Origin of the sequence: Planctopirus limnophila DSM 3776 (assembly GCF_000092105.1) — a bacterium.
Lineage (GTDB): Bacteria > Planctomycetota > Planctomycetia > Planctomycetales > Planctomycetaceae > Planctopirus > Planctopirus limnophila.
The window spans coordinates 4,039,641-4,064,465 of sequence record NC_014148.1 but is presented as its reverse complement, the minus strand read 5'-3'; the positions used below and the strand labels follow the sequence as shown (position 1 = coordinate 4,064,465).

The 24,825-nt window shown below is 54.0% G+C and carries 22 protein-coding genes; 15 read left to right on the top strand and 7 right to left on the bottom strand.

Annotation, left to right across the window (positions count from 1 at the left end; translation table 11 throughout):
• Positions 1 to 637: 637 nt before the first annotated feature.
• Complete coding sequence (locus PLIM_RS16135) at positions 638 to 1,696, top strand: DUF1571 domain-containing protein (RefSeq protein ID WP_013111388.1); 1,059 nt, start codon at positions 638 to 640, stop codon at positions 1,694 to 1,696.
• Positions 1,697 to 1,718: 22 nt separating this feature from the next.
• Here PLIM_RS16135 and PLIM_RS16130 read toward each other — a convergent pair whose 3' ends face one another.
• Entirely contained in the window at positions 1,719 to 2,981 is a 1,263-nt protein-coding gene (locus tag PLIM_RS16130; RefSeq protein WP_196349462.1) for a serine hydrolase domain-containing protein, read from the bottom strand.
• Between the two features lie 483 nt (positions 2,982 to 3,464).
• Here PLIM_RS16130 and PLIM_RS16125 point away from each other — a divergent pair, with 483 nt between their 5' ends.
• Entirely contained in the window at positions 3,465 to 4,862 is a 1,398-nt protein-coding gene (locus tag PLIM_RS16125) for a BBP7 family outer membrane beta-barrel protein (RefSeq protein WP_013111386.1), read from the top strand.
• 143 nt (positions 4,863 to 5,005) lie between these two features.
• On the opposite strand, the gene PLIM_RS23115 is transcribed toward PLIM_RS16125, so the two are convergent.
• Both PLIM_RS23115 and PLIM_RS24230 read right to left on the bottom strand, forming a co-directional pair.
• The gene (locus PLIM_RS23115) at positions 5,006 to 5,560 is read right to left on the bottom strand and encodes a Flp family type IVb pilin (RefSeq protein ID WP_013111385.1); all 555 of its coding nucleotides are present in this window, start codon (positions 5,558 to 5,560) and stop codon (positions 5,006 to 5,008) included.
• A 513-nt stretch (positions 5,561 to 6,073) separates the two neighbouring features.
• The gene (locus PLIM_RS24230) at positions 6,074 to 6,343 is read right to left on the bottom strand and encodes a hypothetical protein (RefSeq protein ID WP_013111383.1); all 270 of its coding nucleotides are present in this window, start codon (positions 6,341 to 6,343) and stop codon (positions 6,074 to 6,076) included.
• Between the two features lie 157 nt (positions 6,344 to 6,500).
• Here PLIM_RS24230 and PLIM_RS16110 point away from each other — a divergent pair, with 157 nt between their 5' ends.
• Positions 6,501 to 7,421, top strand: a complete 921-nt coding sequence (locus PLIM_RS16110) for a sugar transferase (protein ID WP_013111382.1) — start codon at positions 6,501 to 6,503, stop codon at positions 7,419 to 7,421.
• A gap of 86 nt (positions 7,422 to 7,507) precedes the next feature.
• Positions 7,508 to 9,262, top strand: coding sequence for an ATP-dependent DNA ligase (locus PLIM_RS16105; RefSeq protein ID WP_013111381.1), 1,755 nt, complete (start codon positions 7,508 to 7,510; stop codon positions 9,260 to 9,262).
• 66 nt (positions 9,263 to 9,328) lie between these two features.
• Here the strand turns inward: PLIM_RS16105 and PLIM_RS16100 are convergent, their stop codons facing one another.
• From PLIM_RS16100 to PLIM_RS23110, 4 genes are read right to left on the bottom strand one after another with little or no spacing between them, the layout of a single operon-like run.
• Positions 9,329 to 10,510: a hypothetical protein gene (locus PLIM_RS16100; RefSeq protein ID WP_013111380.1), complete on the bottom strand. Its 1,182-nt coding sequence runs from the start codon at positions 10,508 to 10,510 to the stop codon at positions 9,329 to 9,331.
• A 55-nt stretch (positions 10,511 to 10,565) separates the two neighbouring features.
• Positions 10,566 to 11,078: an ExbD/TolR family protein gene (locus PLIM_RS16095; RefSeq protein ID WP_013111379.1), complete on the bottom strand. Its 513-nt coding sequence runs from the start codon at positions 11,076 to 11,078 to the stop codon at positions 10,566 to 10,568.
• Positions 11,075 to 11,596 (bottom strand): ExbD/TolR family protein, encoded by a 522-nt coding sequence (locus PLIM_RS16090; RefSeq protein WP_013111378.1) that lies wholly within the window; start codon positions 11,594 to 11,596, stop codon positions 11,075 to 11,077. Before PLIM_RS16090 ends, PLIM_RS16095 begins: the two co-directional genes overlap by 4 nt.
• Before the next feature lie 51 nt (positions 11,597 to 11,647).
• Positions 11,648 to 12,472, bottom strand: coding sequence for a MotA/TolQ/ExbB proton channel family protein (locus PLIM_RS23110; RefSeq protein WP_013111377.1), 825 nt, complete (start codon positions 12,470 to 12,472; stop codon positions 11,648 to 11,650).
• Positions 12,473 to 12,687: 215 nt separating this feature from the next.
• Between PLIM_RS23110 and PLIM_RS16080 the strand changes: the two genes are divergently transcribed.
• The 11 genes from PLIM_RS16080 to fabF all read left to right on the top strand — a co-directional run bounded on the left by PLIM_RS16080 (position 12,688) and on the right by fabF (position 24,825).
• Complete coding sequence (locus tag PLIM_RS16080; protein WP_013111376.1) at positions 12,688 to 13,557, top strand: lysophospholipid acyltransferase family protein; 870 nt, start codon at positions 12,688 to 12,690, stop codon at positions 13,555 to 13,557.
• A gap of 124 nt (positions 13,558 to 13,681) precedes the next feature.
• Complete coding sequence (locus PLIM_RS16075; RefSeq protein ID WP_013111375.1) at positions 13,682 to 14,416, top strand: hypothetical protein; 735 nt, start codon at positions 13,682 to 13,684, stop codon at positions 14,414 to 14,416.
• Entirely contained in the window at positions 14,410 to 14,781 is a 372-nt protein-coding gene (locus PLIM_RS16070; protein WP_013111374.1) for a hypothetical protein, read from the top strand. Before PLIM_RS16075 ends, PLIM_RS16070 begins: the two co-directional genes overlap by 7 nt.
• 36 nt (positions 14,782 to 14,817) lie before the next feature.
• Positions 14,818 to 17,082: a hypothetical protein gene (locus PLIM_RS23105; RefSeq protein WP_148227146.1), complete on the top strand. Its 2,265-nt coding sequence runs from the start codon at positions 14,818 to 14,820 to the stop codon at positions 17,080 to 17,082.
• 45 nt (positions 17,083 to 17,127) lie between these two features.
• Positions 17,128 to 18,744, top strand: coding sequence for a hypothetical protein (locus PLIM_RS16050; RefSeq protein ID WP_013111372.1), 1,617 nt, complete (start codon positions 17,128 to 17,130; stop codon positions 18,742 to 18,744).
• A 51-nt stretch (positions 18,745 to 18,795) separates the two neighbouring features.
• Positions 18,796 to 20,319 carry a hypothetical protein gene (locus PLIM_RS16045; protein WP_013111371.1) on the top strand — a complete coding sequence of 508 codons (1,524 nt, stop codon included), beginning with the start codon at positions 18,796 to 18,798 and terminating at the stop codon, positions 20,317 to 20,319.
• 331 nt (positions 20,320 to 20,650) lie between these two features.
• Positions 20,651 to 21,154: a 3-hydroxyacyl-ACP dehydratase FabZ family protein gene (locus PLIM_RS16040; RefSeq protein ID WP_013111370.1), complete on the top strand. Its 504-nt coding sequence runs from the start codon at positions 20,651 to 20,653 to the stop codon at positions 21,152 to 21,154.
• A gap of 160 nt (positions 21,155 to 21,314) precedes the next feature.
• On the top strand, positions 21,315 to 22,070 hold the full coding sequence (gene fabG / locus PLIM_RS16035) for a 3-oxoacyl-[acyl-carrier-protein] reductase (protein ID WP_013111369.1): 756 nt from the start codon (positions 21,315 to 21,317) through the stop codon (positions 22,068 to 22,070).
• Positions 22,071 to 22,268: 198 nt separating this feature from the next.
• Positions 22,269 to 22,655 carry an acyl carrier protein gene (locus PLIM_RS16030; protein WP_013111368.1) on the top strand — a complete coding sequence of 129 codons (387 nt, stop codon included), beginning with the start codon at positions 22,269 to 22,271 and terminating at the stop codon, positions 22,653 to 22,655.
• A gap of 176 nt (positions 22,656 to 22,831) precedes the next feature.
• Positions 22,832 to 23,320, top strand: coding sequence for a 3-hydroxyacyl-ACP dehydratase FabZ family protein (locus PLIM_RS16025; RefSeq protein ID WP_013111367.1), 489 nt, complete (start codon positions 22,832 to 22,834; stop codon positions 23,318 to 23,320).
• A 215-nt stretch (positions 23,321 to 23,535) separates the two neighbouring features.
• Positions 23,536 to 24,825 (top strand): beta-ketoacyl-ACP synthase II, encoded by a 1,290-nt coding sequence (gene fabF / locus PLIM_RS16020; protein ID WP_013111366.1) that lies wholly within the window; start codon positions 23,536 to 23,538, stop codon positions 24,823 to 24,825.

Here is a 24,825-nt window from a genome sequence, read left to right as displayed (position 1 = left end):
GCGTCTGCTGAGAGAATTCCACAATCCATCGTCCTCGTGTGGATAGTCTACCTCGTGAAATTCGACTGATGTGGCTGGTTTTCAACCAATGTCTCAGTTTCGCGGCAAATCCGATCCGTTATTCGTGGCAAATCCACCTTGTTGAACGGACGTTTCTTCCGCAGCTTGAATCTTGTGCCGGCTTCATTTGCTGGCAGAGGTGAGAACATCGATCCTGAACAACCGGTAAGCCAGATGATTCTTTCGTCATATTCCGATGCGAGACTCTGACGGCTGGGGCATGTGTCCCGAGGAGTCTGGTCGATCAGTCAGAGACAAACGGGGTGCGGAAGTTCTGCAAGGTTCGCCGATTCTCTTTGTGGTGGGCTCTTTCCTGGCAATTCTTTCTCGCTGATCGGCAGTTCATCTGGCAAATCCTGCGGATGTCATCGACTCGTGCCTCATAACCAGCTTGCTTATTTGCCGATGATGAACTCGGTGAGATCTGGGCAAGGCTTGGCTTGGGCCAACCTGGTCGCATCCTGGTTTGGGTCGAAACTGTGAGTGCGCATCCTGTCTTGTGGAATCTGCCCCCGACGCAAATTGCCTTTCGTTTCTCCGTGATCGACTGTGGCTCCCCAACCAGGAAACCCCATGTATGCGTCGAATGATTCGTCTTTACTGGAGTCTGCCGACTGTTCATCGTGCTAATGGAACAGCCGTGGCTCTGGCTCTTGTGACCTTGATCGGGCTTCGTCTCGAATTTGATCCCTCGATTGCCGGTGCTGACTACCGCCAGATCGTGGTCAAAAAATCTCAGCCACTCAAGATGTCGTTTGCTAGATCGACACCTGAGAGTAAAACGGATTTAACTGCAGAGAGTTCGGCCACTTCTGACATGAATCCTGCGATTGAAGTGGCCATGGCGACAGCGACCACTGCCGATTCGATGGGGCGGAGCGTCATCGAGAAGGTTGAGCCAGTGACCGCGGAGACTCCTGAAGCTGCGAATCTGCGGCGAAAAGTGAGCATGCTGCGTGAAGGATTGGCTTTTCTGCAGCAGACACCGGATTACACCGCCCAGTTCACGAAGCAGGAGCTGGTGGCTGGTGAGTTGACGGAAGAGCAGTCGATTTACGTCAAGATTCGTCATCAGCCATTCAGTATTTATCTGAAATGGCTGACTGGTGATGCAGGTCGAGAAGTGCTGTATGTCGCCGGTGAAAATGCAGACAAGATGATTGTGCATGCCGGTGGTTGGAAGGCCCGCTTACCAGCGATTTCGATTGAACCTGAAAGTTCGCTGGCGATGGCCGAATCGCGGTATCCTGTGACAAAAGCGGGGTTACTCGAGCTGACGAAACTGATGCTTCATTATCACACTATGGATTTGCAAGCGGCTAATTTTGCCAGTTGTGATGTGCTGGAAGGCGAGACGTTTGGGGATCGTCCTTGTACGGCATTCCAGGTGGAATACCGTTCGAAAGACGTTTCGCCGGATTATCGCAAGACAATCACGATCATTGATAACGAGTGGAAAGTTCCCGTTTGCATTCGAAACTTTTCCTGGCCATCGAGTGGTACTGCCGACGCGGAGACTGTCGATGAGGAAACCTTACTGGAGGCCTACAGCTACACAGAAATTTCTTTTGGCCAGCAGTTAGCAGCAGCGGATTTCGATTCGAAAAATGAAGAGTATCGATTCCGTCGGCAATAGTTGGATGACTTCTGAAATGGGCTCATTCGTGGGTCAGTAATCGCTGCATCAGTTGGATGCCGATATCGTCCAGCGAATGCGGGACATTGGCCAGCAGAATCACACCGACACGATGTTCGGCATCGAGAGCGACAAAACTTCTTGAGGCGGTTGTCGCCCCAGCGTGAAAAGCGATCCTTTTCCTGCTGGGGCGATGTTCATTTTTGTGGTTGTCGGGCATCGTGTTTTTCGGCAGAGGAATGGTTATCAAGTGCCATCCCAGTCCCATTTGAAGCTTTTTCGACAACGGGTCGGGATGTTGGGGAAAATGAGTCTTTAAACTGTTGGCGAACGCAGCGGAAATCTCTGGGGAAGAGTGTCGCTGTGGAAGCAGGCTTTCGTCGGTGTTGGGATTCTCAGTATCTTTCGGGGGTGGAAAATGGGCTTTGACCCACCTTGTCAGATCATGGATGGAGGAGTGGAGCCCGCCACAGGCTTCTAAAGTCGCAAACGACCAGGTGGGTGCAGCGATCCCTTGTTGATTGAAAGTCGGAACTCGTCGCGTCTGCATTTCTGGTGTTAAATGGACCCTCGTCTCGTGAAGCTCGAGTGGTTCCAGCAGATGAGTCTGTAAAGCGGATTCAAAGGTCGCGGTGTTGGTCGCATTGGCCAGTGCATGCCCTAACAGGCCCATCCCCAGATTCGAGTAGAGGTACTTTTCGCCCATCGGATGGCTGAGCTTGACTCCGGGAAGAGACTGTTCGAGAGCCTTGCGGTCATACAGAGAATAGGGATTGTTTTCGGTCTGGTGTTGCCTGGCAAAACTCACAATATCTGGCGGTTGGACAGGAAGGCCGGATGAGTGTGTGGCCAGTTCCAATAGTGAGATTTTTCGCTCGATACCCGCCTGATGTTCGCTCGGGAGCTTCCAGGCTTGCGGCAGATAATCGACGGCAGGATCCCCGAGGGAGAGAACCTGCTTTTCGGCAAGAAGTGCCAGAAGGACCCCAGTGAAGGTTTTGGTCACCGAGGCCAGGGCAAAGAGGGAATGTTCATCAGCGGAACGTGCTGGTTTGTCATTGGGTTTTTGAGTGTCAGATCTTTCAGTGCTGGACTTGTCAGTTCGGAGGACTTCCTCAGGAATGAACTCTCCGGAAGTCACATAGAGGTCACCTGCGGGCCGGATGATTTTAGCTGCGACAACGGCAGCGGGATGCTTGCGGGTGTAGGCATCAATCAACCGCTGCACTTCGTCGACTTTCAGTTCGTCTGCCAGAGCTGTGATCGATGTGAAAGCAGAGCACATCAAGAGAGTGAAAGTCAGGAATCCGTGTCGGAGTTGACAAAAAATCCATCTGCTGCAGTTAAGAATTGTGGTGGAAGGCATGCGGAACTCTCCCAATGGTCTGACAGGCATTCGCTGATGACCATTGAATATATCCCGCCACTTCGCCTGATCCATCTTTGTTATTCGAGATTGCGCGGTCTCTGCGAGATGGCTGGCGCGAAATCGAAAACAGGTCAAGCCTAAGTGAATGGCAGACTTTGCCGATTCAGGAAAGGCATGTTTCGCCGTTAGATTCGCTATAGACGGTATTGCCGGAGTTTTTTAACAGCCCGGGACGGGAAAGCGGCAAGTCGATTGGCTCTTACAACCGATACATACGACACATTCGGAATTGTCGTGTGCTTTGGGACCAGGGTATCTCTGGTGAGACCAGTCGAGCACACATAGTCTTGTCGCCAGCAGGATGCCCCTACTGTGGACACTCGACCTGGGAAGGTGAACATGCCGGTGCGGTACCTTTTCACCACATTATGCCTGCTACCACTCGCGATGAGCTCGAATGCTTTCGCGCAGGATGGATCGTTTCCTCAGGCTGACAGCGTTTACGGCTCTGGGGGGTATGCCCAGCCATCGTTTGGTCCCGGCCCGCAAGGGCAGGGTCAATACGGGCAGGGGATGATGCCTCAGGGCCCGCATGGCGGGTATCCCAATGGATATGGCCCGCAGGGATACTCGGCGCCATTTCCACCAGCTTATGGTTATCCAGGGAATGGCTTCATTGATGGGAACATGCCGAATACGACTTACACGCAGTATCCGGATGACGGTGGCTGGATGTATGCCGATTCGCCGATCGAGAAGGCCTTGAAGAACACCTTCCGCCACGGTTTCTTCCGTCTCGAATATTTGCTCTGGGATGTGGAAGACCCTGGAAATACGGTCGTGGGTACTGATCTTTCGGGCTTTCGGAATAATCCCGGGGCATTAATCCCTGCGACTGATCTGGTGACTGGTGCACTCATTGGTCAGGGTGTGGTGCAAAATCTGGATACCATCTCGCTGAAGGATAACAACGGTATTCGTGGGACGTGGGGCTTACCGATTTTTGAAGGGACATTGGAAACCAGTGTCTTTAGTTTGCAGACAAACACTTCAAGCATTGTTGGTGGCGTGCAGATCCCATCCGGCACGGGGACATTGGACGGGATTTTCCCACTGATTCCACTGGATGTCGATGGCAGTAACGCACTTCTCAGCTTTGATCGTTCCTACCAGGCGACATTACGAACTGGCATCTGGGGGACTGAAGCGAATTATGTGGTCGATGCACCTGATCCAAATGCCTTCTTTCAAGTGCGACCCATGATTGGTTTTCGCTACATGAATTTCCGAGAAACATTTTCACAGGTCGGTGTAAATACATCGGCGGGTGAAGATCCTTCCGATCCTGCAGCGACGACCTATACGACGACGATTGATTCCAGCGTCAATAACAACTACTACGGGCCACAGGTTGGTTTGCGGGCCGAGTTAGTCGGCAAGAGGTTCTCATTGGCTGCGGAACCTAAAGCCTTGATTGGTTTGAACTCCTACAAAGCCACCTTGTCGGATCAGAATGTGCTTGAGGGCGAAGGACTTGTGAGTCAAACTGTCACAGACACAACCTTCGGTCCCATTCTGGATCTGCAAGTCTCGGGTAAGGTTCATGTCACGCAGAACTTCTCGATTTTTGTGAGCTGGGAAGGGATGTGGACAGGTATGGTCAGTCGGCCTTACATGAATGTGGATTACAACGCGACCACACAGACTAACCCTCCTGAGACAAATTTGAGATTGAATCCTCGATTTACAGATGCCTTCCTGCAGGGACTGACGGTCGGTGGTGAAGTTCGCTATTAAAGAATGATCGATAGCTTCCTACGAAGCTCAATATCACTCTCGCAAAAAATTGACAGGCCATGAGGTGTATTCCTCATGGCCTGTCTGTATTCAACGGGCTGAAAGCGACTCTCGCTAGTCAATAGAGGGTTGAATAAGTGTTATTAAAACTGTGGTAATGCCTGTGGTGATGGGCCAAAGGGGATGAACGGCTTGCCATCGGGCCCATACTGAGGAAATTGCGGAGCTACCGGGCCGTGGACGTTTCCTTCGGGAGGACAATTGTCGCAAGGAGTTGTCACAGCGGGTGGCGGGCAATCTTCGGGCTGAGGTGTCAAGGGCGAGGGTGTTACTGTCTTACTATCGCCAGGAGCAGTGTTGATCACAGGTGGTGCGGCTGGAACAAAATCGCTCGTTCCCCAGCCACCCTGGATCTCGGTCGCTAGAGGATACGATGCGAAATAGCGACCATCGCTATAGAATGAACCCGCTGTGAAACTGGTGCGTCCCCACCACTTGCGGCAACCAAAAAATGCCGGCGTGTAATAGGTCTGGTTCATGCCACGGAATGCGGCTCCCAGCGAAGCGAGTTCATCGACCACAGCTGAACGAAGACAGACAAGACCTGTGATCATTCCCAGAACAACCAACGTGCCAATCAGTACCAGTTCGGCACTGACAATAAAACCGCTTTCATCTCGAAAAAATGACCTCAACATAACCATTCCTCTCGTGGCAAATAGGGGAAAACACAATCCTTCAGTTCGTTCATGGGCAGAGCACGACTCTCAGGTCGTGAGTGATGTATGGTGCAATCCAGACAGGCCTGACTTTCAAAGAGTCGTTATGGGCTGACTGGTCGTCATTGATCGAAGTCGTGGCGTTTATTGGTCTTGGTGTGATGACTCGATGTCAGGCTGGCGGTTGGTTCCAGCACGCCGCAGGGTCTGGGGCACGTGCTCTCTTCACTACAGTTCACGAAAGTGATGAAAGCCCGTTGTGCCGCCCCAGACTCCTGGCGGCCGGAAGCCTTCCACGCTTGCCACAGACGCGGAAGGCATGCATCTCAAGGCGTGATTCCGGAGGTCTCAGGTCTCCATCACACGCTCGTCACACAGACAGGGCGTTATCAGCCCCGATGGCACTACAATCAGCACAGGCCGTGCCACTGCTATAATCGCTGCAATCGCTACAAACGGGCCTCGTGCTGTAACACTCAGCCCTCATTGTGGTTACGAGGAATTTGCGAGAGTGATGCAGGTTTGATTGTAGTGGTTGTAGCGATAAAAGTGATTCTGTTGCTTATCGCGATTCTTTACACTTTGTATCAATCGCTGAACAACTGGCTGTGCCGGGTGGCTTTCCAGCCCTTTTGAAATCAATGATTGATTCACGAGCGGATCTGATGACCACGCTTCACCAGCATGTGGCGAAATGGCCACATGCTGGTACAACCGCGCCAGGTGGCCAAAGAACCACGACGAGCCTCTGGAGATCGGCAATGAGATGGCCTCCTGCGGCGATCATGCGACGTAAGCTCGATACGAAAACACAGGCTCTGCCAGAGAGCTTTGGCCCATTCGTACGGGATTCGAATGGCTGACATTCCCTTGTTTCAGCAGGTGCCTTGATCAGAAATCAAGGCCAGGTGCCGATGCCATGAGCGCGACAATTCTCGAGAAGCCACTGTCCACCATTGCGACTCCTCAAGATCAGATCTCGACCACTCTGCCAAATCCGTCGGCCAGAGAACGGGATGATCATGCAGGAAGCGATTTTGCGGATTTGTATGATCAGTACGTGGCTGATGATTCGACAATTCCTCCCCAATGGTTGACACAACTGAAGCTGGAAAAAACCCGTCGAAGTACGAGGTGTCTCAGCGAAGGGACGCGCCTGGCCAAGCGGATAATGGACATTGTGGGAGCACTGGTATTAATCGCTGCGACCGCTCCGCTGATGGTGCTGGCAGCCATCCTTGTTCGAGTTTCTTCTCCTGGGCCGATTATCTTCTGCCAGACGCGCGTGGGATTGAATCAGCGGAAGTCGGGGCGTCGTGATCGCCGCAATCAAAGGCAAGCGGCTCTTCCGCCGGGTGTTGAACGACGTCATCCTGAGAACAACCGTCGGAAAGAAGATGGGTACGGAAAGCCGTTTACGCTTTATAAGTTTCGCACAATGCGCACAGACGCTGAGAAAAATGGTGCCCAGTTTGCAGTTCAGGGTGATCCTCGAGTGACACCGGCGGGACGGTTCATGCGGAAAACCCGCCTTGATGAACTGCCTCAGTTATGGAATGTGCTCAAGGGCGAAATGTCACTTGTTGGGCCACGTCCTGAGCGGCCGGAATTCATCGAAAAGCTCTCAGCTGAGATTCCCAACTACATCAATCGACTGGGGCTTAAGCCCGGACTGACCGGCCTGGCACAGGTGATCAACGGTTACGACAATGATATTGAAAGCTTTCGCCGCAAGGTGAATCTCGATCTGCTGTATCTGCAGAACTGCTCGATCTGGAATGATTTCAAGATTCTCCTGCGAACTGTTCGCGTGGTGCTGACAGGGAGCGGCGCGCTGTAAAACTCATGTAGATTTCTATCTCTCTGTTCTCGATCTGTGGTGCTGCTAGAATTGAGCAACCACGCTGATCTGGTGAAGGACAGGGGATGCGCCGCTTTTCTCAACTTTTCAAAGAACTGGATGCGACGACACGCACCAGCGAGAAGTTAGCCGCACTGGAGAGATATTTTGCCCAGGCAGAGCCAGTCGATGCCGCTTGGGCCGTTTGGTTTTTGAGTGGCCATCGCCCGGCGCAGCCTGTTCCGGTGAAGCGTCTGAGGCTCTGGGCAGCCGAACTGGCTGAACTTCCTGAGTGGTTGTTCGCTGAATGCTATGAAGCGGTGGGTGATCTGGCCGAGACGATTGCGCTGCTGCTTCCGCCACCTCAGGAGAGTGAGGATCGACCCTTTTCATGGTGGATTACTCAAGTACTTCTCAAACTGCGCAATGCCGGCGAATCTGAACAGAAATTGATGCTCAAGCACGCCTGGAGATCGCTGGGCACGACTGAACGGTTTGTCTGGAACAAGCTGATAACGGGCGGTTTTCGTGTCGGGGTTTCGCAGCAACTGATTGTGCGGGCGATCTCTCAAGTGACAGGGATAGCAGTACCCATTTTATCTCATCGCCTGATGGGAAACTGGCAGCCGACAGCAGAAAACTATCGCGCCTTGATCGAGCCGGAAGGGCAGGAGCTGAATATCAGTCAGCCCTATCCGTTCTGTCTGGCTTACCCTTTGGAGGACGAAATTCAAACGCTGGGTGCGACCTCCGATTGGCAGGTTGAGTGGAAGTGGGATGGGATTCGAGCGCAGGTGATCCATCGACAGGTCATGGGTTTCGACGGTGGTGAGGTCTTCATCTGGTCGCGCGGTGAGGAGTTGATTACCGAGGCTTTCCCGGAGTTGATTCCTGAGATTGAGCAGTTGCCTTTGGGAACGGTGCTGGATGGAGAGATTCTGATCATCAAGGAAGGACAGCTTCAACCATTCTCACAACTGCAGAGGCGGATTGGCAGGAAGACCGTCGGGAAGAAACTGCAGCAGGATGTTCCTGCGGGAATGATGATTTTCGACTTGTTAGAGCACAAAGGGCAAGACCTGAGAAATGAGCCTTTAGTGCGCCGCAGGGAGTTACTGGAGAAACTGTTTGAGGGGTTGCCGCTTACTCGATTGCAGTTGGCACCACTCATTCACGAATCGAGCTGGGAAGAGATGGCGAATGTGCGGGCTACGAGCCGGGAGCGAGGTGTCGAAGGCTTAATGCTCAAGCGAAAGAGTTCGACTTATCAGGCTGGTCGAGTGCGTGGTGACTGGTGGAAGTGGAAGATCGAACCGATGACGATTGATGCCGTGCTCGTCTATGCCCAGCGGGGTCATGGGCGAAGGGCCAGTCTTTACAGCGATTATACATTTGCTGTCTGGGAAGGGAATGTGCTGGTACCGTTCGCCAAGGCGTATTCGGGTTTGACCGATGATGAAATGCGGGAAGTGGACAAGTTTGTTCGCGAACATGCCATTGAGAAATTTGGCCCGGTTTGCAGTGTGAAGGCTGAGCTGGTGTTTGAAATTGGCTTTGAAAGTCTTCAGGAGTCGCCCCGGCATAAATCCGGGATTGCCGTGCGATTTCCTCGCATGCTCCGCTGGCGAAAAGATAAGACACCACTGCAGGCAGATCGGATGGAAGAGATCCGGCAGATGTTGAGATCGATGAATCTCCGTGCCGATCCTCAGAGAGAAGATTCATCAACTCTGGTGGCCCGGCGAAAACTCAAAGCCCCCCAATCGATCAGGGCCGAGTCTCAACTGCTGTTGTTTGGTGATGATTTCGACTTGATGGATGATGATCCGCCGGAAGCATGACGAAATGCCTGGCAAGAAATTCGTTTCGGCTTACTGTCGCTCTTTCGATAGACAGCGAGCGACAGATTATCTCTCAGCGGATGGAGGTTTGGGCCTTGACGGCTGAGCGAAGAGATCAATTCCACCGGAAGTTTGAGCGGTCGAATCGGACACATTGAACCACGCCTGATCGTTCGAGGCCGAGGGCGTTTTCTCTGCGTCTGGCAATGGTGTCAGCGTATTGTTCAATTCCGTGGATGAGCTTCTTTCTTGAGGTATTTGTGTGAGCTGATTCTCGAACGTTGGTGGAGTTGAAACTGTTGGAGCTTCGGTCTGCTCCACAAGACTGGGCCGAATTGTCTCGCTGTTGTTGGAAGTGGTGATCACTGGCAGTGACGGATGACTCTGGCGGAACTGGCGTATCCCGAATGCGATGGCAAGACCGATAGCCGCAAATATGCCAACTGCCCATAGAATCATTTCTCGTGGCTTGGGCCATGTAGGAGAATTAGTTGCTGTGGGTTGGAGCAGGCGAAGTTGCCCAATCAGTAAAGGGGCCCCGCGGCGAGTTTCATAAGCATCGTAGGCCATGACCTTCAGGAAGTAGCCAGCGAACTCGACCTCGGCGTTGACATCAGCACCTAAAGGGAGGCCGGCCGGCAATTCGGGGAAGACCACGACGTAAGGAAACGATTTCGAGTCTGTCGTCCAACCCCAAGCCTCATAGAGTTGAGTAATCCCCAGGTTGTTCTCACCCGCCTGATAGGAAAGGACGCGGCGGACATTGAGCCGGAGCCGGACAGGCTGGCCCCGGTGAACCTGCGGTTCTTCCCAGAGATTCACGAAGAGGACCTGCGGATTGGCACGCTGGAGCAGATCGAGAAATGATTCACTTTTGGTCCAGCTCATTAATCTCCAATAGGCGGGCATATCGACTTGTTGCAGAGCCTGCCGATCTTCGATGGGTTGAGCCTCGTTTGAGAAGCTCGACCATTCGTCGGGTAGGGTGTTGTTGATCACCTGAGAAGCTGGACCGGTTTCAGCGGATGCTTTGTGGGCTTTGACCGTTGTGTGAAACTGGTTTTGTGGAAGATCGTGGTCAGTGAGAACTAACTGGCGGGAATCATCGATGGCGAGCCATGTCCAGAACCCGGGCTGCCTGGCGCGTAGTACGCAGAGACCGACAATGAACAAGAGGAGCACCAGCGAAAGGGTTCGCCCCGCTGGTATGCCGGCCCCAAAGGGTCTGACTCTTGTTCGACGTGCCATGTTCCATCCACTCAAGCGCTGAATCGATCCGCTGGTCCATTGAGAAACCAATTCATTATCTGGTGTTTCGTTCGCTAAATCCAATTTCCCGCAGATATTTGCCATTGGCCAGTTTCTGTCGGGAAACGACTTCCACGACTTTCATCATGTCTCCGTAGTGCAGAGTTTTGTCCGAGATGATCTGAATCTGGTGAAAGGGAGAATCTGGTGTTTGAAAGATCTCTTTCAGCTGATTGTTCAGGAGTGTCGCTTGCTGGGGTGTCCAGTCGCCCTGGAACAGCGGTTGATCTTCCAGCAGAACTGCGTTCAATCGGCCTTCGGGATTGGCCAGTAACGTGAGATGGATCGCCTGCAGATCGAGCATCGCTTCGGCATCATTGCTGGCGGGAGTCAAAGTCTCAGGTTGCGTTTGCGCTACAGGGGGTGGCAGTTTGAGTGCGAACTGTCCTTCGATGGGCGACGGTGTGAAGGTGAGAATAAAGAATGCCAGAAGTTGAAACGCCATGTCGAGCATGGCGGCCATGTTGAGTTCCACATTTCCGTGAGAGAATCGATTCCGATGCCTCATGGTGAACCTCCTGGCTCTCTGGTTGCGGGTACCTTTGGAACAGACTTGGAACGATTTCCAGGGCCAGTCTGAGCGGAAGGTACCATGGCACTGAGTGCGAAATTCTCAAATCCATGTTCACGGCTGAGAGTCATCAGTTCGTTGATCCGCGAGAAAGGAACCCGCTCATCCGCACGGAGAATGACAGGTCGGCTTTCGGCCTCTGCATCGGGATTTTTAGCATTGGAGACTTGTCGAGCCATGGCTGCGAAAAACTCGGCAGGATCGATGGGTTCGCCGTAAACCTGGGCAGTCCCATCGCTGCGAAGATTGATCACGATGGGCTCTGTTCCTTTTTTCCATTCAATGGGCCTGGCTGAGCCCAGAACAGGGAGTTTCAGGCTTAAATCGAGAGATGCTCCTTTGAAATTGATCACGAGCATGAAGAACGTGATGAGTTGAAACACGAGATCAAGCAGTGGTGTCAGATTGGGCTCTAGATTCATCTCCGAGCCGTGAGCATGGCGCTGAATGGGCATGGTGGATCTGTTCCTGAAGAATCTGGGTGCGAAGGATGCTCAGGGACTGAATCAGTTGTTTTTGGCAGCGAGATAAACTCGTTTGACGATTTCATCGGCAGTGTTCTGGACAGCGACTGTCAGGTTGGCGACTCGATTGCGAAAAAACGCAAAGAAGTAAATCGCGGGGACTGAAAGGGCGACTCCTTCGAAGGTGAGAATCAGTGCTTCCGAGATTCCGCCGGCGACGGCACTGGCTTTCATCTGTTGATCGGAAAGCGCAATGACCGAAAAGCTGGAGATCATCCCCTTGAGCGTGCCCAGCAGACCAATCATCGGGCCTAAAGAACCGATCACGGCCAGCATGCTGATTTTGGTTTCCAGGTTAACGGCCAGTGTGTCGGCACCACGATCCACCGCTTCACGCGCTTCGGCGATGCCAATGGATAAACCAGAGAAGGCAGTGGTCAGTACGCGGCCAATCTCAGAATTTTCTGCCTTGGCAGTCGCCAGCAGCGTGGTGAATTCCCGCTCCGCAATCAGTTGATGGCATCTGGCCACAAACTTGGGCGGCATGAGGACGGACTCTCGCAACTCGAGGAAGCACTGTGTGACTTTGGCGACGAAATAGAGGGAAATAATCAAGAGTGCCAGACCAATCCAGCCGGAAGTTTCGATCAACCACCAGAACGTCGAGCGTCCTTCTGCAAGCCCATTTTCCTGCGGGTCGAGGGCACTCGGAGAGTTGGCAGATTCATTCTCGCTGGCAACAGTTCCGCCGGATTGTGCGAGAGTGGCTGGTAAGAGTTGGCACCAGCCGCCACCTGTCAGGATGACACCTATCAGAACGATGTGAACAAGTAACAGCCGCAGATAAGACGTGATCGACGAAGACATACCGGTCTGCCTCTTGAAGTTCGATGGCTGCGATTCGATGGGTGAATAGAGCATGATTGCCGGGCCAGTGGGAATTGCCAATTCTGCCTGCGAGAAATGAATGCCGTTGTCCTGAGACTATGAATCCAAAGGGATTTCGACACAACCCGAGTTCTGTTACTGTTCTGGCGAATTGATTCTCGGTGGTTGGACAGCATGTTTTCCACTTGAGATTGATGGCCAGCCTAGTTTATTTGCCAGAATCGACGAAGAAAGACGTGAGCGTGGACAATACCGGTCTTCCCTCGACCACTCCTAACGATGTGGTCAATCATGAGCCAGCAGCCTCTGTAGCAGCGGGGGCGAACGAACCGGCGGCTGTTTCTGCGCCATGCCAACAAGTTGCTGAACCACAACCTGTTCCACCTCCCGGGTTGCCGCTTGGAGTTCAGCGGCATCGGGTCTGGTTTTATTGCCAGATGGTCTTCCGAATGGTGTTCTACCCCTGGATGGGTTACCGGGTGAGTGGATCGGAGCAGTTCAATAACTTAGAGGGTGGGCTGATCTTGAGCAATCATCAGAGCATGCTCGATCCTTTGCTGTTACCACTGGCGTTTAGTCGGCCCGTCACCTATCTGGCGCGCAGCACCTTGTTTGAAAAGCGGTTTCTGGGAGCCTTCTTAAGGAAGGTTTATGTGGTGCCGATTGATCGAGATGCGGCTCGTGCGGGAAGCCTGAGGGAAATGCAGCACCGTCTCGAACAGGGGTTTCTAGTGGGAATTTTTCCTGAGGGGACACGATCGGTCGATGGAGAAATGGGGCCACTGAAACCAGGTTTTCTGGCCCTGATGCGACGCGGGAAAGTCCCTGTTTATCCTGCAGGGATTGCGGGAGCCAATCTCGCTCTGCCACGAGGCAAACTGATGTTGCGTCCCCGGCGGGTGCGTGTCGTCTTTGGGAAGCCCATTCTGCCCGAGGAGATTGCCGCTTACAGCAAGCAACAGGATGCCGAACTGATTGAACTCGTCCGGCAAAGAATCGCAGCGTGTGCTCAAGCCGCAGAAGCCTGGCGGCGCGGTGGGCCTGCTCCTGAAGGGCCCCTCTGAGTTTTTTATCAGGGTGAATTTGTTGCAGAGAGTGCGCGATGGTTTTTTCTCAGATCGAGATCACAGTCTGGAAAAGACTGGGTAAACGGAATCAGGTTCTTTCGAAAGAAGTCCGGGCGGAAAGATGATCTCGTTGGCTTTGAACATCACGGAACAAGTCGAGCTCTTCTGGCCAGTGGTCGTCGGGCTGGCGTGGGGAGCTGCCAGTTGGTCACGTCGGCTGGTGGTGAGTTCTCTGGGATGTGTGGTCGTCGTCATGGGACTTATGGCCATACTTTGGGAGCTGACTAAAGGTCAAAGCTCCACATTCGAGATTTCCCGCCCGGCTGATCTGTGCTGGTTCGCCACTGTGGCACTGGTGGGTGCGTGGGCGACGTATCGCTGTGCCTCCCCTCGATCGAGAATCGTCAGTTTGTTGTTTCTGGCGGGGGGAATGATCTGTGCCGCCTTAGGGACACTTCTGGAAGGAAAAGTTTGGGAAAGTGGAGTGATGGCTTTGGCAGGTACGATGGTGCTGTACATCGTCTCTGCTAACACTCCGCAGTTTTTTCCGGTTGCATCGCACGCTCCATCGGCAGTTGCCCAGGGCTCAATGAACCTAGTGAAATCTCCTGCGATTCTGGTGCGATTTCGTATGACGATCAGTGCTCTGGCGGCAGCGATCCTGTTGTTTTCGGCCCTCATGATTTCGGCAGATGGTCGTATGCATGAAAATTCGCCCGCTATCGAACAGAGCGGGTTTCGCATGGATGAAGAATGGCCAGCCGGGCTGTTACTCCTGATGATTGGAGTGGGCATTGTCTGGAAGTCCGGGCGATCTTCGGCAGGGATGGCCGAGGCGGAGGAGTTGCCATGCTGATGGGAAGTGCCGGTCTGGTCATGATTTGTGTGGGACTTTCCCGTGGGTTGGCTGGAAGATTTTCAGAGCAGGTCAGCAGTCTCGCGGTGGCATTTCTGGGAATGACAATCCTGATGCTCAGCCGGCCTGCGGCCCATCCGGATGGGAGGGGGCTCCTGTCGGGCGTTTTGCTGTGTCTGGGTTGGCTGATGATCCTGCGGGCTTGGAGTGTTTCGAAAGTATCCCCTGGGGATCAGCTCGCAGGAACCTCCGCAGAACCCGAAGAAACTGATCGCGGCCTATACCAGCAGCAGGCTTTACAGTACGAAGAGTCAGTGGCTCAGGAAGGAGCCGCTCGGCTGGCTGATCGAGCTGCGTTCCAGTAGGCCCGGTTTCCGGACAGGAGGGGATTGTCAGTGGTCGTGCCGTCGATTTCAGGGATGATCTGTCTCACTCTGCTGGCGATTCCCCTCTGTTGGGTAGTCATGCTGGCGTTGTTGCCTGCGAAGCCGACGATTTCTGCCAATCGCCGTCTGCAGCGGCGTGAGGAAATGACTCTGCGCGTGGAAAACGGTGGGGACGTGCTGGCTCCAGGCTTCCAGCAGGTGACACAGCACGCGACTTCTGAGGGGGACGTGTCTTACAGCCTGAGTTGGGTCTGGAGGGGAAGTCTGCTGGTCTGGTTCATCACCGGTGTGCTGGCTCTGGCGAGTGCCGTGTGGGAGGGTGGATGGGACCGAAATCCAGCTCAATTCATTGCTGCCAATGAGACTTCTCTAGAGATTTCGAACGAAGTCTGGAGGGTGGTTTCTCGCGTCTTGCCGATGGTCGAATCTGGAGAAGTGAGGATTGAAGACGGCAACTCCAGTCACGCAGTCAGATTTCTGGAAATCAGCCCTCTTCGAATGGCGATTCTGGCCATACTTTGTGGAGTAGGCCTGGCATTGATGATCGGAGAGCATGGGGCTCGATACCGGGGCCTGACCCGTTCTGAGAATGCAGCCAGTGCCGACATGGCACAGGTTCCGACAGCCGTCGCCGGAGAGATTCCTGGCAAGATGGCTGCCCTGGGTGTTTCCGTCGGTTTGCTGGGGCTGGTGCTGCTGGCGATGGCCAGCCCGCTGGTGTTGCTGATTGTGGGAGCCCATCTGATCACCTTGGCTGTGTTGCTCTATCAGTTCGCATGGGGAGATCGAACCACATCGATTCCACGAGTGCTGATCTCGCTGCAGAGATGGCTATTGCATCAGTTGCCGGGAGATTTGCTGCTGCTGGTCGCTGCCATGCTGCTGGTGCAGGGATTTCGCATTCATGGGTTTGAAGATCTGGAGAGGGTGAAGGTCGCGCTGCCGGGGAGTTATGAGTTTGGGCTGCTGGAGATGGGAATTCTCTGCTGGTTTTTGGGGTGTTTACCGAAGCTGTTTTTGTTTCCGGCGATGTTGTCTGCCGGGGCGATCGCGGAATTGCCTGCAGGGGAACGTGGGACCAAGGTGGCGGAACGAGCCCCTTCCCGACTGGCATTGGCAGTGGCTGTGTTGAGTGCTGGTGCGGGTGTGTTGCTGCTGGAGCGCAGCTGGCCTTTGATGGCTCAGGCTTCGCTGGCGGGAGGTTCAGCGGGGCGGGAGTTGGCATCACAACTTAGTTCGATATCGGTGGTTTTGTGCGGCTGGATGTTTCTTTCTGGAAGAGTGCTGGCTGTACCTGCGGATGAAGCCAGAATTGATCGTGTGCCGGGTCGGGCCGGAGTGCTTGAACAGAATCTCAGTGGAATTCAGGGGCCTCAGAATAGCGCTGGTTGGAAAAACGCTGGCTGGAACGAGCAGTGGTCCGATTCTGGTCGATGCACTTTGTTGCTTGCCACTTTGTTGAGCCTGGCAGTTTTTCAGTTTTTTCAACTGGCTGGTCAGGCGGGTGAGGGAGGTGTCGCCGATTTATCATTCACGGAGATCGACTGGAGTGAAGTGTGGTCTCGATATTCGTGGCTGTCAGGCTGGGTGCTGGGAGCATGGTGGCTGATCAGTCCCGTTGGACAGAATCGATGGTGGATGGGCGTGGGGTGGTTGAGTCTGGCCTGGCTGCCCATCGATCTGGAAGGAGTCAAGCTCTGGCAGCAAATGGCAATCCTGCTGGGCATGCTGTGGCTGACAATGGGTCTCCTGTGGCCTGCCACCCGAGAGGTTGAGCGTGGGTCAAGTTCTGGAGGATGGGCCCTTTTCGTGGCGAGCTGTTTCCTGATGGGGGTTTACATTTTGCTCGCAGTCCCTGGGGAATTCTTCCTCTCCTTCATCGAACACGGTCAAGTTCCGTGGCGTGTGGGACATCTGCTGATTGCGAGCACGGTACTGACAGGGGGTCTACTGGCCATCCTTTTAGGAAGCGGAACCGTCCCTAAGCTCGCATGGCGAACCTGCGGAGAGATCATGAAGCCATTTCTGGAACTGGGGCGAGACCATCTGCTGGTGGAGAAGTTGTTCTTCTGGGGAATCCATCTCCCGGTGCGAGGGATCGCCCAACTGGTGCGACTGGGTGATTGGTTGGTCATTGATGGTTGCTGGCAACGGGTCGGCTCGCTGGGAGTACAGGCTGGAATGTGGCTCAGAGGGTTGCACACTGGCCAACTGTCGCTTTACATGACCATGCTGGTGCTGACTGCCAGTTTATGGCTGCTATTGTTTGTGAGACGTTGAGTTTGAGGACTGCTGGCTGCCACCTGCTGTGACAAAGGAATGATCGTGCCAGAATGGCTATTGCTGATGGCACTTTTAGCCAGCCTGCTGCCACTTGTGGGGATACTTATCCTGCTGGTAACAAAGGTCTGGCCAGCCTCAGCAGGGGGTGTGCGGTGTATATTGCCTCTGCTCCCGTGGTTCAACGTGAGTCTGTGGTTTGTGGCATTGCTGTGGGCTCCGTGGTGGCATGGTTCTGGGTTCAGTGGCTCTGGCGAGTTGAGCCGTTTGATATCGAGCGATGATTTCTCCTGGCTGATGGTCTTTGTGCTGTCGTTGCTGGTGGCTTTGATCAGCTCGACGGAGAAGATTTTTTCGAAGCAGCGTTCTCTACCGAAGTGGGAGAGGGGCGATGATTTTTATGAAGACCGCTGGCTGGTGATTTTTTTTGTGCAGACATGCTGGACCGGGAGCTGGCTGGCCACGGACTGGAGATGGAGTCTGTTCTCTTTCGATGTGGGCTGGCTGGTGGGGCTGTGGGGGTTGATGATCGAGCATAAGGTGGCTCGTAACGATTCAGCCGGTCGGGCTGTGGCTGTTTCCGGAAGAGAGTCGAAGAGTGAACTGACAGCGACGTTGATCTGGCAGGGGGTGGCGAGTGTATGCCTGATGCTCGCGATGCTGCTGCTGTCGGCGATTTCTTCTCCGCTGAAGGCTGATCTTGTGCCAGTGGCACCACCGGCGGAGTATCGCTGGAGTGAACTGATCAGCCAGATCGCGCTGTGGAGTCAGCAGAATGAAATGTCATCGCGAGTGTGGTCGACAACTTCGGGCATGGTTCTGTTTCTATTAGGGCTGGGCCTCTGGATTCGTGCCGGATTATTCCCGATGCATGGCTGGTGGGGATCGCTGGTTACAGGTCAATCTTTGCCACTCACCATCTTACTGACCAGCGGGTTGGCGATGAGCAGCCTCTGGTATGTATCGACTGTGCTGGTCCCTTTATTTGCCGGTCATGGGCAGGGATTGCCGGGTTGGTGGGGTGGTGTGGCTTTGTGTGGTGCTCTCTGGATGGCGTGTCTGGCGATTTCTCAGAGTGATCTGCGGAAGATTGTGGGCTATACAGTGCTGGCAGTGCAGCAATTGGGAATGGTTGCCCGATGTATTGGGGCGGGTGGTGATACTGTCGGTGATGTGGCAGCTCTCCTGGTGCTGGGTTCGCTGTTGAGCGGGGCTGTCATGCTGTTGCTCCTGCACCATCTGGAGAGGCAGTATGTGGGCCGGGAACTGGATGCCTGGGGTGGGTTATCGCAAAAAATTCCGCGCTGGTCGCAGATGCTGGGGGTCGCCGGTTGGTTGCTGGCTGGGGGAGTTCCGGGAGCAATCGGTGTGGGGATGTGGCAACTGTCTGGTTTACTGATGAATGAGTCCACATGGTGGGTAGCTGGTGTGTTGGTGAGCTGGATGATTCTGATTTCGACGCTGCTGAATCTGGTGTTGAAGCTGCTCTGGGGAAGGGCAAGAATCCCGGCTTTACCAGAACTGGAAGCGAAGGGGATCAACCTGGGTCAACCACAAGCAATCCGTGTCGATCGAGTCAATGATTTGTCGCTGGGGACCTTCTTAGCGATGACGATGGCGGCATTAACCAGCGTGGGATTGATCTGGCTGATCGAGTGTTGATGGATGAACCTGCTTTAAGTGATTGTGGGTTTTGTTGAGAGAAGAGGGCGAATGACATTTCCTGTCACGATGAACTGGAATCTGGCGGGAGGAGTGTGGATTGTCCTGGCGATGGTCGGAATTCTGGTTTTTCCAGAGGCCAGGCGCTGGCCTTTCTCTTTGCTGGCGTGGCTGGCAGGAGTAGTGAGTCAGGGAGCTCAAGGCTGGCCCGGAGTGTGGAGCCAGGCAGCAATGCCCCACCCGCTCACGAAGGGGATCTTGATCTGCCTTACAGCCGGTAGTGGCTTGGTATTGGGTGCCAGTGCTCTTTCGTATTGGTTCAAAGCCACAGATACTGACGAGATAGATGCCTGGGATTGGTGGCTCCTGCTGACGATGGGGCTGGGAGTCGTGATGCTGAGCGCGCCGCATCTGGCCGGGGCTTTGCTGGCGTGGGAGTTGATTCAGCTCACTTCGTTGAAATTCATTCGCTGCGAGGCTGCTGAAGATCAATCCCGTCGTGTGGCGATTCAAAGTCGGCTCAAAGGCATGTTGATGTTATGGCAGGGCACGACGGCGGTCTTTGTCTGGACGGGTTGGTTGCTGCTCATGAATCAGCAGGAGAGCCGATTGACGTCGATGTCAAACCCCGTCGCAGGCTGGCAGGGAGAGTCTTGGGGGCAGGTAGGCTGGGTACTGATGGTGGCCGGTTGTGCTGGAAGGCTCTGCCTGATCCCTGGTCATTTTCTGTGGCTGGATCTGGCAGCGATGTTGAGCCCATGCAGACTCTCACCGAATGTTGGCGAGACCGCCAGGAGATCCCTCCACGGAGTGCTCAGCGGCCATCAACTCGTTCGCTGGCTGTGCGGACTCTGGGTGCTGAGCTGGTTGGCGCCGAGAAATACGCCCGGAATCGCAGCCGATGCTCTGCCAGTCTCGATGGAGGCGCTGGCCTGGTCGCTGATCGGAGGTTGGACAGCCTTGGCAGCGGGTTTGATGATTTTGAAGCAGGAGGAGTGGAGTCGATGGGTGGCCACGATTTTGATGGCCGGGACGGGTTGGTGGGTCTGGTCGTTATGTTTGCTGGAGCAGGTCCCGGTCGAGGCTCAAGTGGAACGTTGGGAGGGTATGTCCCGGCAACTGACAGTGCTGGTGCTGGGCTATGGACTGATGGTATGGGGGGTGGGTGAGGCATTCCGCACTGGTCGTCGGTTGCAGTATGTTGAAGAGTGGGAAGGCCTGTTTTCCGTTTGCCCCAGTGGGGTGCTGGCAGTCACCGGCGGCGTATGTCTGTTCCTGTTGAGTAGCCCCTGGCCCGGCTGGCTGATTGACACACAGCCATTGTTGTCGCTCTGGCAGGTGAGCATAGGGCCCGATGATCGTGTGGAACTGGGTTCACTGTCGCTTTTGCCTGGAGCTATTTTGGTGCTGACTTCGAGTTTATTGGTCTGGGTGGGCTTTTTTCGGTGGCTAGTACTGGTCTTTACCGGGTTGCCGATTGGAGCCAGATCCGTTCCGTGGAGCAGTTTGGGTGTGGTGATTCTGGTGAGTGCTGCACTGATGTGGTTGGCGATGGGGTCACGGTTTATGGCTTGAAAGCGAGGACTTTTGTCCCGGGTCACGCGGCTTACGGGCCGTTTGGTGATCATCTGTCAGGTCATGGCAACCCAGAGTCGCATCCTCGGGCGTCGAAGGTCGAGAGTTCGCAGATCTTGCAGGTGCGTGAACATGTGTTCATATTTTGTGGCGAGAAGGGTTGAGGCAGAGTTGCTCAGACCCTATCATGCTGGTTTTGCTGGCTTTACAACTCGGGTGATCTCCAGGAAATCTGTGGGGATACTGAGCTCGAATCTGCAAGCAAGTGGTGCAGCATCGAGTGGCCGGAGAAGTCGTTCTGTTATCAACCATCCCCGGATAATGAAACACTATGCGTTTTCAGTTGATTGATCGCATTACGAGTCTCGTGCCCAACGAGTCGATTACGGCGGTCAAGAACGTGAGTATTGCCGAGGAATACCTGGCGGATCATTTTCCGGGTTTTCCGGTGCTGCCTGGGGTTTTCATGCTGGAGGCATTGACTCAGACCGGCGCGTGGCTGATGCGTGCCAGTACCGACTTTTCTTGCAGCACGATTCTGCTGAAGGAAACCAGGGCTCTGAAATACAATGCGTTTGTGGCACCGGGCGATCAACTGCAGCTTTCGATGAAGGTGAAAAAGATCGGTCCACAGCATTGGGAGTTTGCCGGGTCTGGCGTGCTGGCCAGCACGCAGGAATCGGCAGTCAGTGCCCGAATTGTGCTGACACAGTTTAATGTGGCAGATCGTGATCCTTCGGCGCGAGCCAGTGATGAGGCTCGAATCGTGTGGTTAAGACAATTGTTTCCCACGTTGTGGTCTGCAGCTCCTGCCGGGCAGGAGTTGGCGTCGTGAGTTGAATTCGCAGGATTGAATTGCCGTGCAGTTGTGACTGGAAAAAGCGACTCAGTGAATCTGAGGCATCCAATAGGCTTGAGCACTCTGAAAATCAATTGATCGATCTGCATCGCATTGTACGGCTGCAGATTGAAGAACTTAAGACGAGGAATGAAGCATGGATTTGACTGGACGCGTCGCACTGGTGACAGGTGGCAGCCGAGGGATTGGTAAGGCGATTGTGCTGAAGCTGGCCCGCGCCGGAGCCAAGGTGGCCTTTGTGTATCAGTCGAGTGAGGCTCCAGCTTTGGCGATTGTCGAGGAGTTAGAGGCTTCAGGTCATGAAAGCTGGGCTTTGAAGTGTGATGTGGCCAACAAAGCGGCTTGTGATCAGGTGGTTGAACAGGTGATCGAGAAGTGGGGTAAGGTTGACATCCTCGTCAACAATGCCGGCATTATTCGAGATGGACTGCTGGCCACAATGACAATTGAACAGTGGCAGGCGGTGATTGATACGAATCTGACCAGCGTGTTCAATTTCTGCCAGGCAGTGACGCGACCGATGATGTCGGCCCGGTATGGTCGGATTGTGAACATGTCGAGCGTTTCCGCAGATTTTTCGAATCCAGGTCAGGCCAATTATGCTGCCAGCAAGGCCGGCATTGAGGGGTTCAGCCGGTGTATGGCTGTTGAGCTGGCGAAGCGGAATGTGACTGTGAACTGCGTGGCGCCTGGGTTCATTGAGACTGATATGACGGTGGCTGTGGTGAACGCAGCCGGTGAAACGATTAAAAAAGCGATTCCCTGCAAGAGGTTGGGTCAACCAGACGATATTGCCTTCGCCGTTCATTTTCTGGTTTCGAATGAAGCCAGTTATATTACAGGTCAAACTTTGAAGGTTGATGGCGGCTTGACTCTGGGTGGTATGGGTTGATTGCGGGGTTGGTGTTGCTCCTTGACGATAGTTTCGAGGGGTGTTGAAGATAAGTTTTCAGCAGCGCTGACGTGGGTTCGATCTGGCAGAAGTCCGTCCGAAATGCCAAGATCTGTGAGCGACTGCAAGATACGGACGCGACAAGCGGTATTGTTCGAGAGAAGTCAACTCGTAACGTGCTGCTCAAGGAGTGAGTGGATGCCATCGCGCGATGAGATTTTCGAAAAGGTCCGGGAAACGCTGTGCGACGCCCTGGGAGTTGATGACGACGAAGTGAAAGAATCTTCGACGCTGTTTGGCGATCTGGGTGCCGAGTCGATTGATATTCTCGACATTCTGTTCCGGCTGGAGAAGGCTTTCGGGATCAAGATTCCCCGATCGGAACTTTTGCCCGAGAACGTGACAGCCGCTGATCCGAACTTCGTGGCCAATGGTGTCTTGACTCCCGCCGGTGTGGCTGAGTTGAAAGCCAAAATGCCACACGCAGATATTGACTCATTTGCCAAGGATCCTAAGGTTGAGAAGCTGACCGATCTTCTGACAGTGAAGATGATCGTGAATTTTCTTGAGAGTAAATTGTCCTGATTTTCGGAGTTGATCTCTCGTAGTCGATCGGATGTCGTCTGATCGATTCCGGTGAGAGTTCCGAGGGTCATGGGAACGAACAGCAACACCTTCCGCATGCATGGCTGGGGAGCTTCTCGCATGCGGAAGGGGCTTTGCCTTGTCGTAGCTTCCCCTATTCGTTTCTCGAGATTGCCATGCGTTGGATGTGGGTTGATCGCTTTGTCGAGTTTGAAAGCGGCAAGCAAGCTGTTTCGATCAAGAATGTGAGTCTGGCGGAGGAGCATCTCCACGATCACTTTCCGGGTTTCCCGGTCATGCCTCACTCGTTGATCCTCGAGGGTCTGGCGCAGACGGGTGGCATTCTGCTGGGAGAATCTCATCAGTTTTCGAAGGTGGTTGTTCTGGCCAAAGTGCCGCGAATGACCTTCCACAGCTACGTCACGCCTGGTGAGACGCTGACTTACCGGACGACTCTTGAAGAAGCGAATGCCGAAGGTGGCATGGTTTCCGCGACTGCCAAAGTCGGTGATCGACTGGTGGCCGAAGGCGAGATTCTGTTTGCACATGTGAATTCCGAGCAGAGCGGCAGTGTGCGTGTGGATCAGAAAAGTTTTGTTTTTGAACTCTTGCGCGGAATACTGGACGTGGGGAAGACGGGTGACCCCACTTTGCCTGTAGCGTGAGGTTCCGGGCCTGTGGCGTAAGTTTCTGGTGAACCCAGCGTTGTGAATCGAACTTTTCATTTCACCAGTGACCAGATATTGCCAGTCACCCGAGATGACAAGCTGGCATCAACAGCAGACTCGACGATTGCGTATGACACTTAAGAGTCTCCATAAAATTTGAATGGATCGTTTTGTCAGCTTGCTGGCAGATAAGTTCACCTGAGGTTTTCGATATGCGACGTCGAGTAGTCATTACAGGTATTGGTGCCATTACTCCCATTGGTAACTCGATTGAGGAGATGTGGAAGGCCCAGCAGGAAGCCAAGTGCGGCATCAGCACGATTACGCATTTCGATGCCAGTCGATTCCCGACGACTTTTGCTGGTGAAGTGAAGGGCTTCAAGCTCGAAAATTATGTTGCTGACACGACGCCGTTCCAGTTCAGCGGCAAGAACATTCATTACGCACTGGGTGCAGCCCGACAGGCTTACGATGATTCGGGTTTATCGGACAGTGATCTCGATCCGGGTCGTCTGGGAGTTTACCTGGGTGCCGGCGAAGGGCAGCAGGATTTTCTGATGATCATGAGCATTATTGCTCAGGCCCAGAACACCGCGACGGGAGAAGTCGATCTGGAAGTCTTTACGCGGGAAGGATTGGCCCGCATGCATCCCCAGAAAGAAATGGAGCAGGAGCCGAACATGACAGCCGGACATCTGGCTGCGGTGTTTAATGCTCAGGGGCCGAATCTGAATTGCCTGACGGCATGTGCTGCTTCGAGCCAGGCGATTGGTGAAGCGACAGAAATTATCCGCCGGGGTGATGCCGATGCGATGATTTCGGGTGGTGCTCACAGCATGATCCATCCCTTTGGAGTGACCGGCTTTAACCTGCTGACAGCTCTTTCGACTCGCAACAGCAGCCCACAGACAGCTTCGCGGCCGTTTGATAAGGATCGTGATGGATTCGTGCTGGGCGAAGGTGCCGGCATTCTGATTCTGGAAGAACTGGAACATGCCAAGAAGCGTGGGGCCCACATCTACGGTGAAGTCGTGGGTTATGGTTCAACGGCCGATGCCTACCGGATTACAGATATTCATCCAGAAGGGCGGGGAGCCATTGCCTGCATGAAGATGGCATTGCAGGATGCCGGGCTGAATACCGATGAGATTGACTACATTAATGCTCACGGCACCAGCACTGAAGTGAATGACAAGGTCGAGACGCTGGCCATTAAGCAGACCTTTGGTGAGCAGTCCTACAAGATCCCGGTTTCGAGCATTAAGAGCATGATGGGTCATTTGATTGCTGCCGCCGGGAGTGTGGAGGCAATTACCTGCCTGCTGTCGATTCGCGATGGTGTGGTACCACCGACGATTAACTACACCACTCCTGATCCCGATTGTGATCTGGATTACATTCCGAATGCTGCTCGTGAGCGGAAAGTTCGCCGGGCGTTGTCGAACAGCTTTGGATTTGGTGGTCAGAACGTTTCGCTGATTTTCTCGGAGTATAAGGCGTAA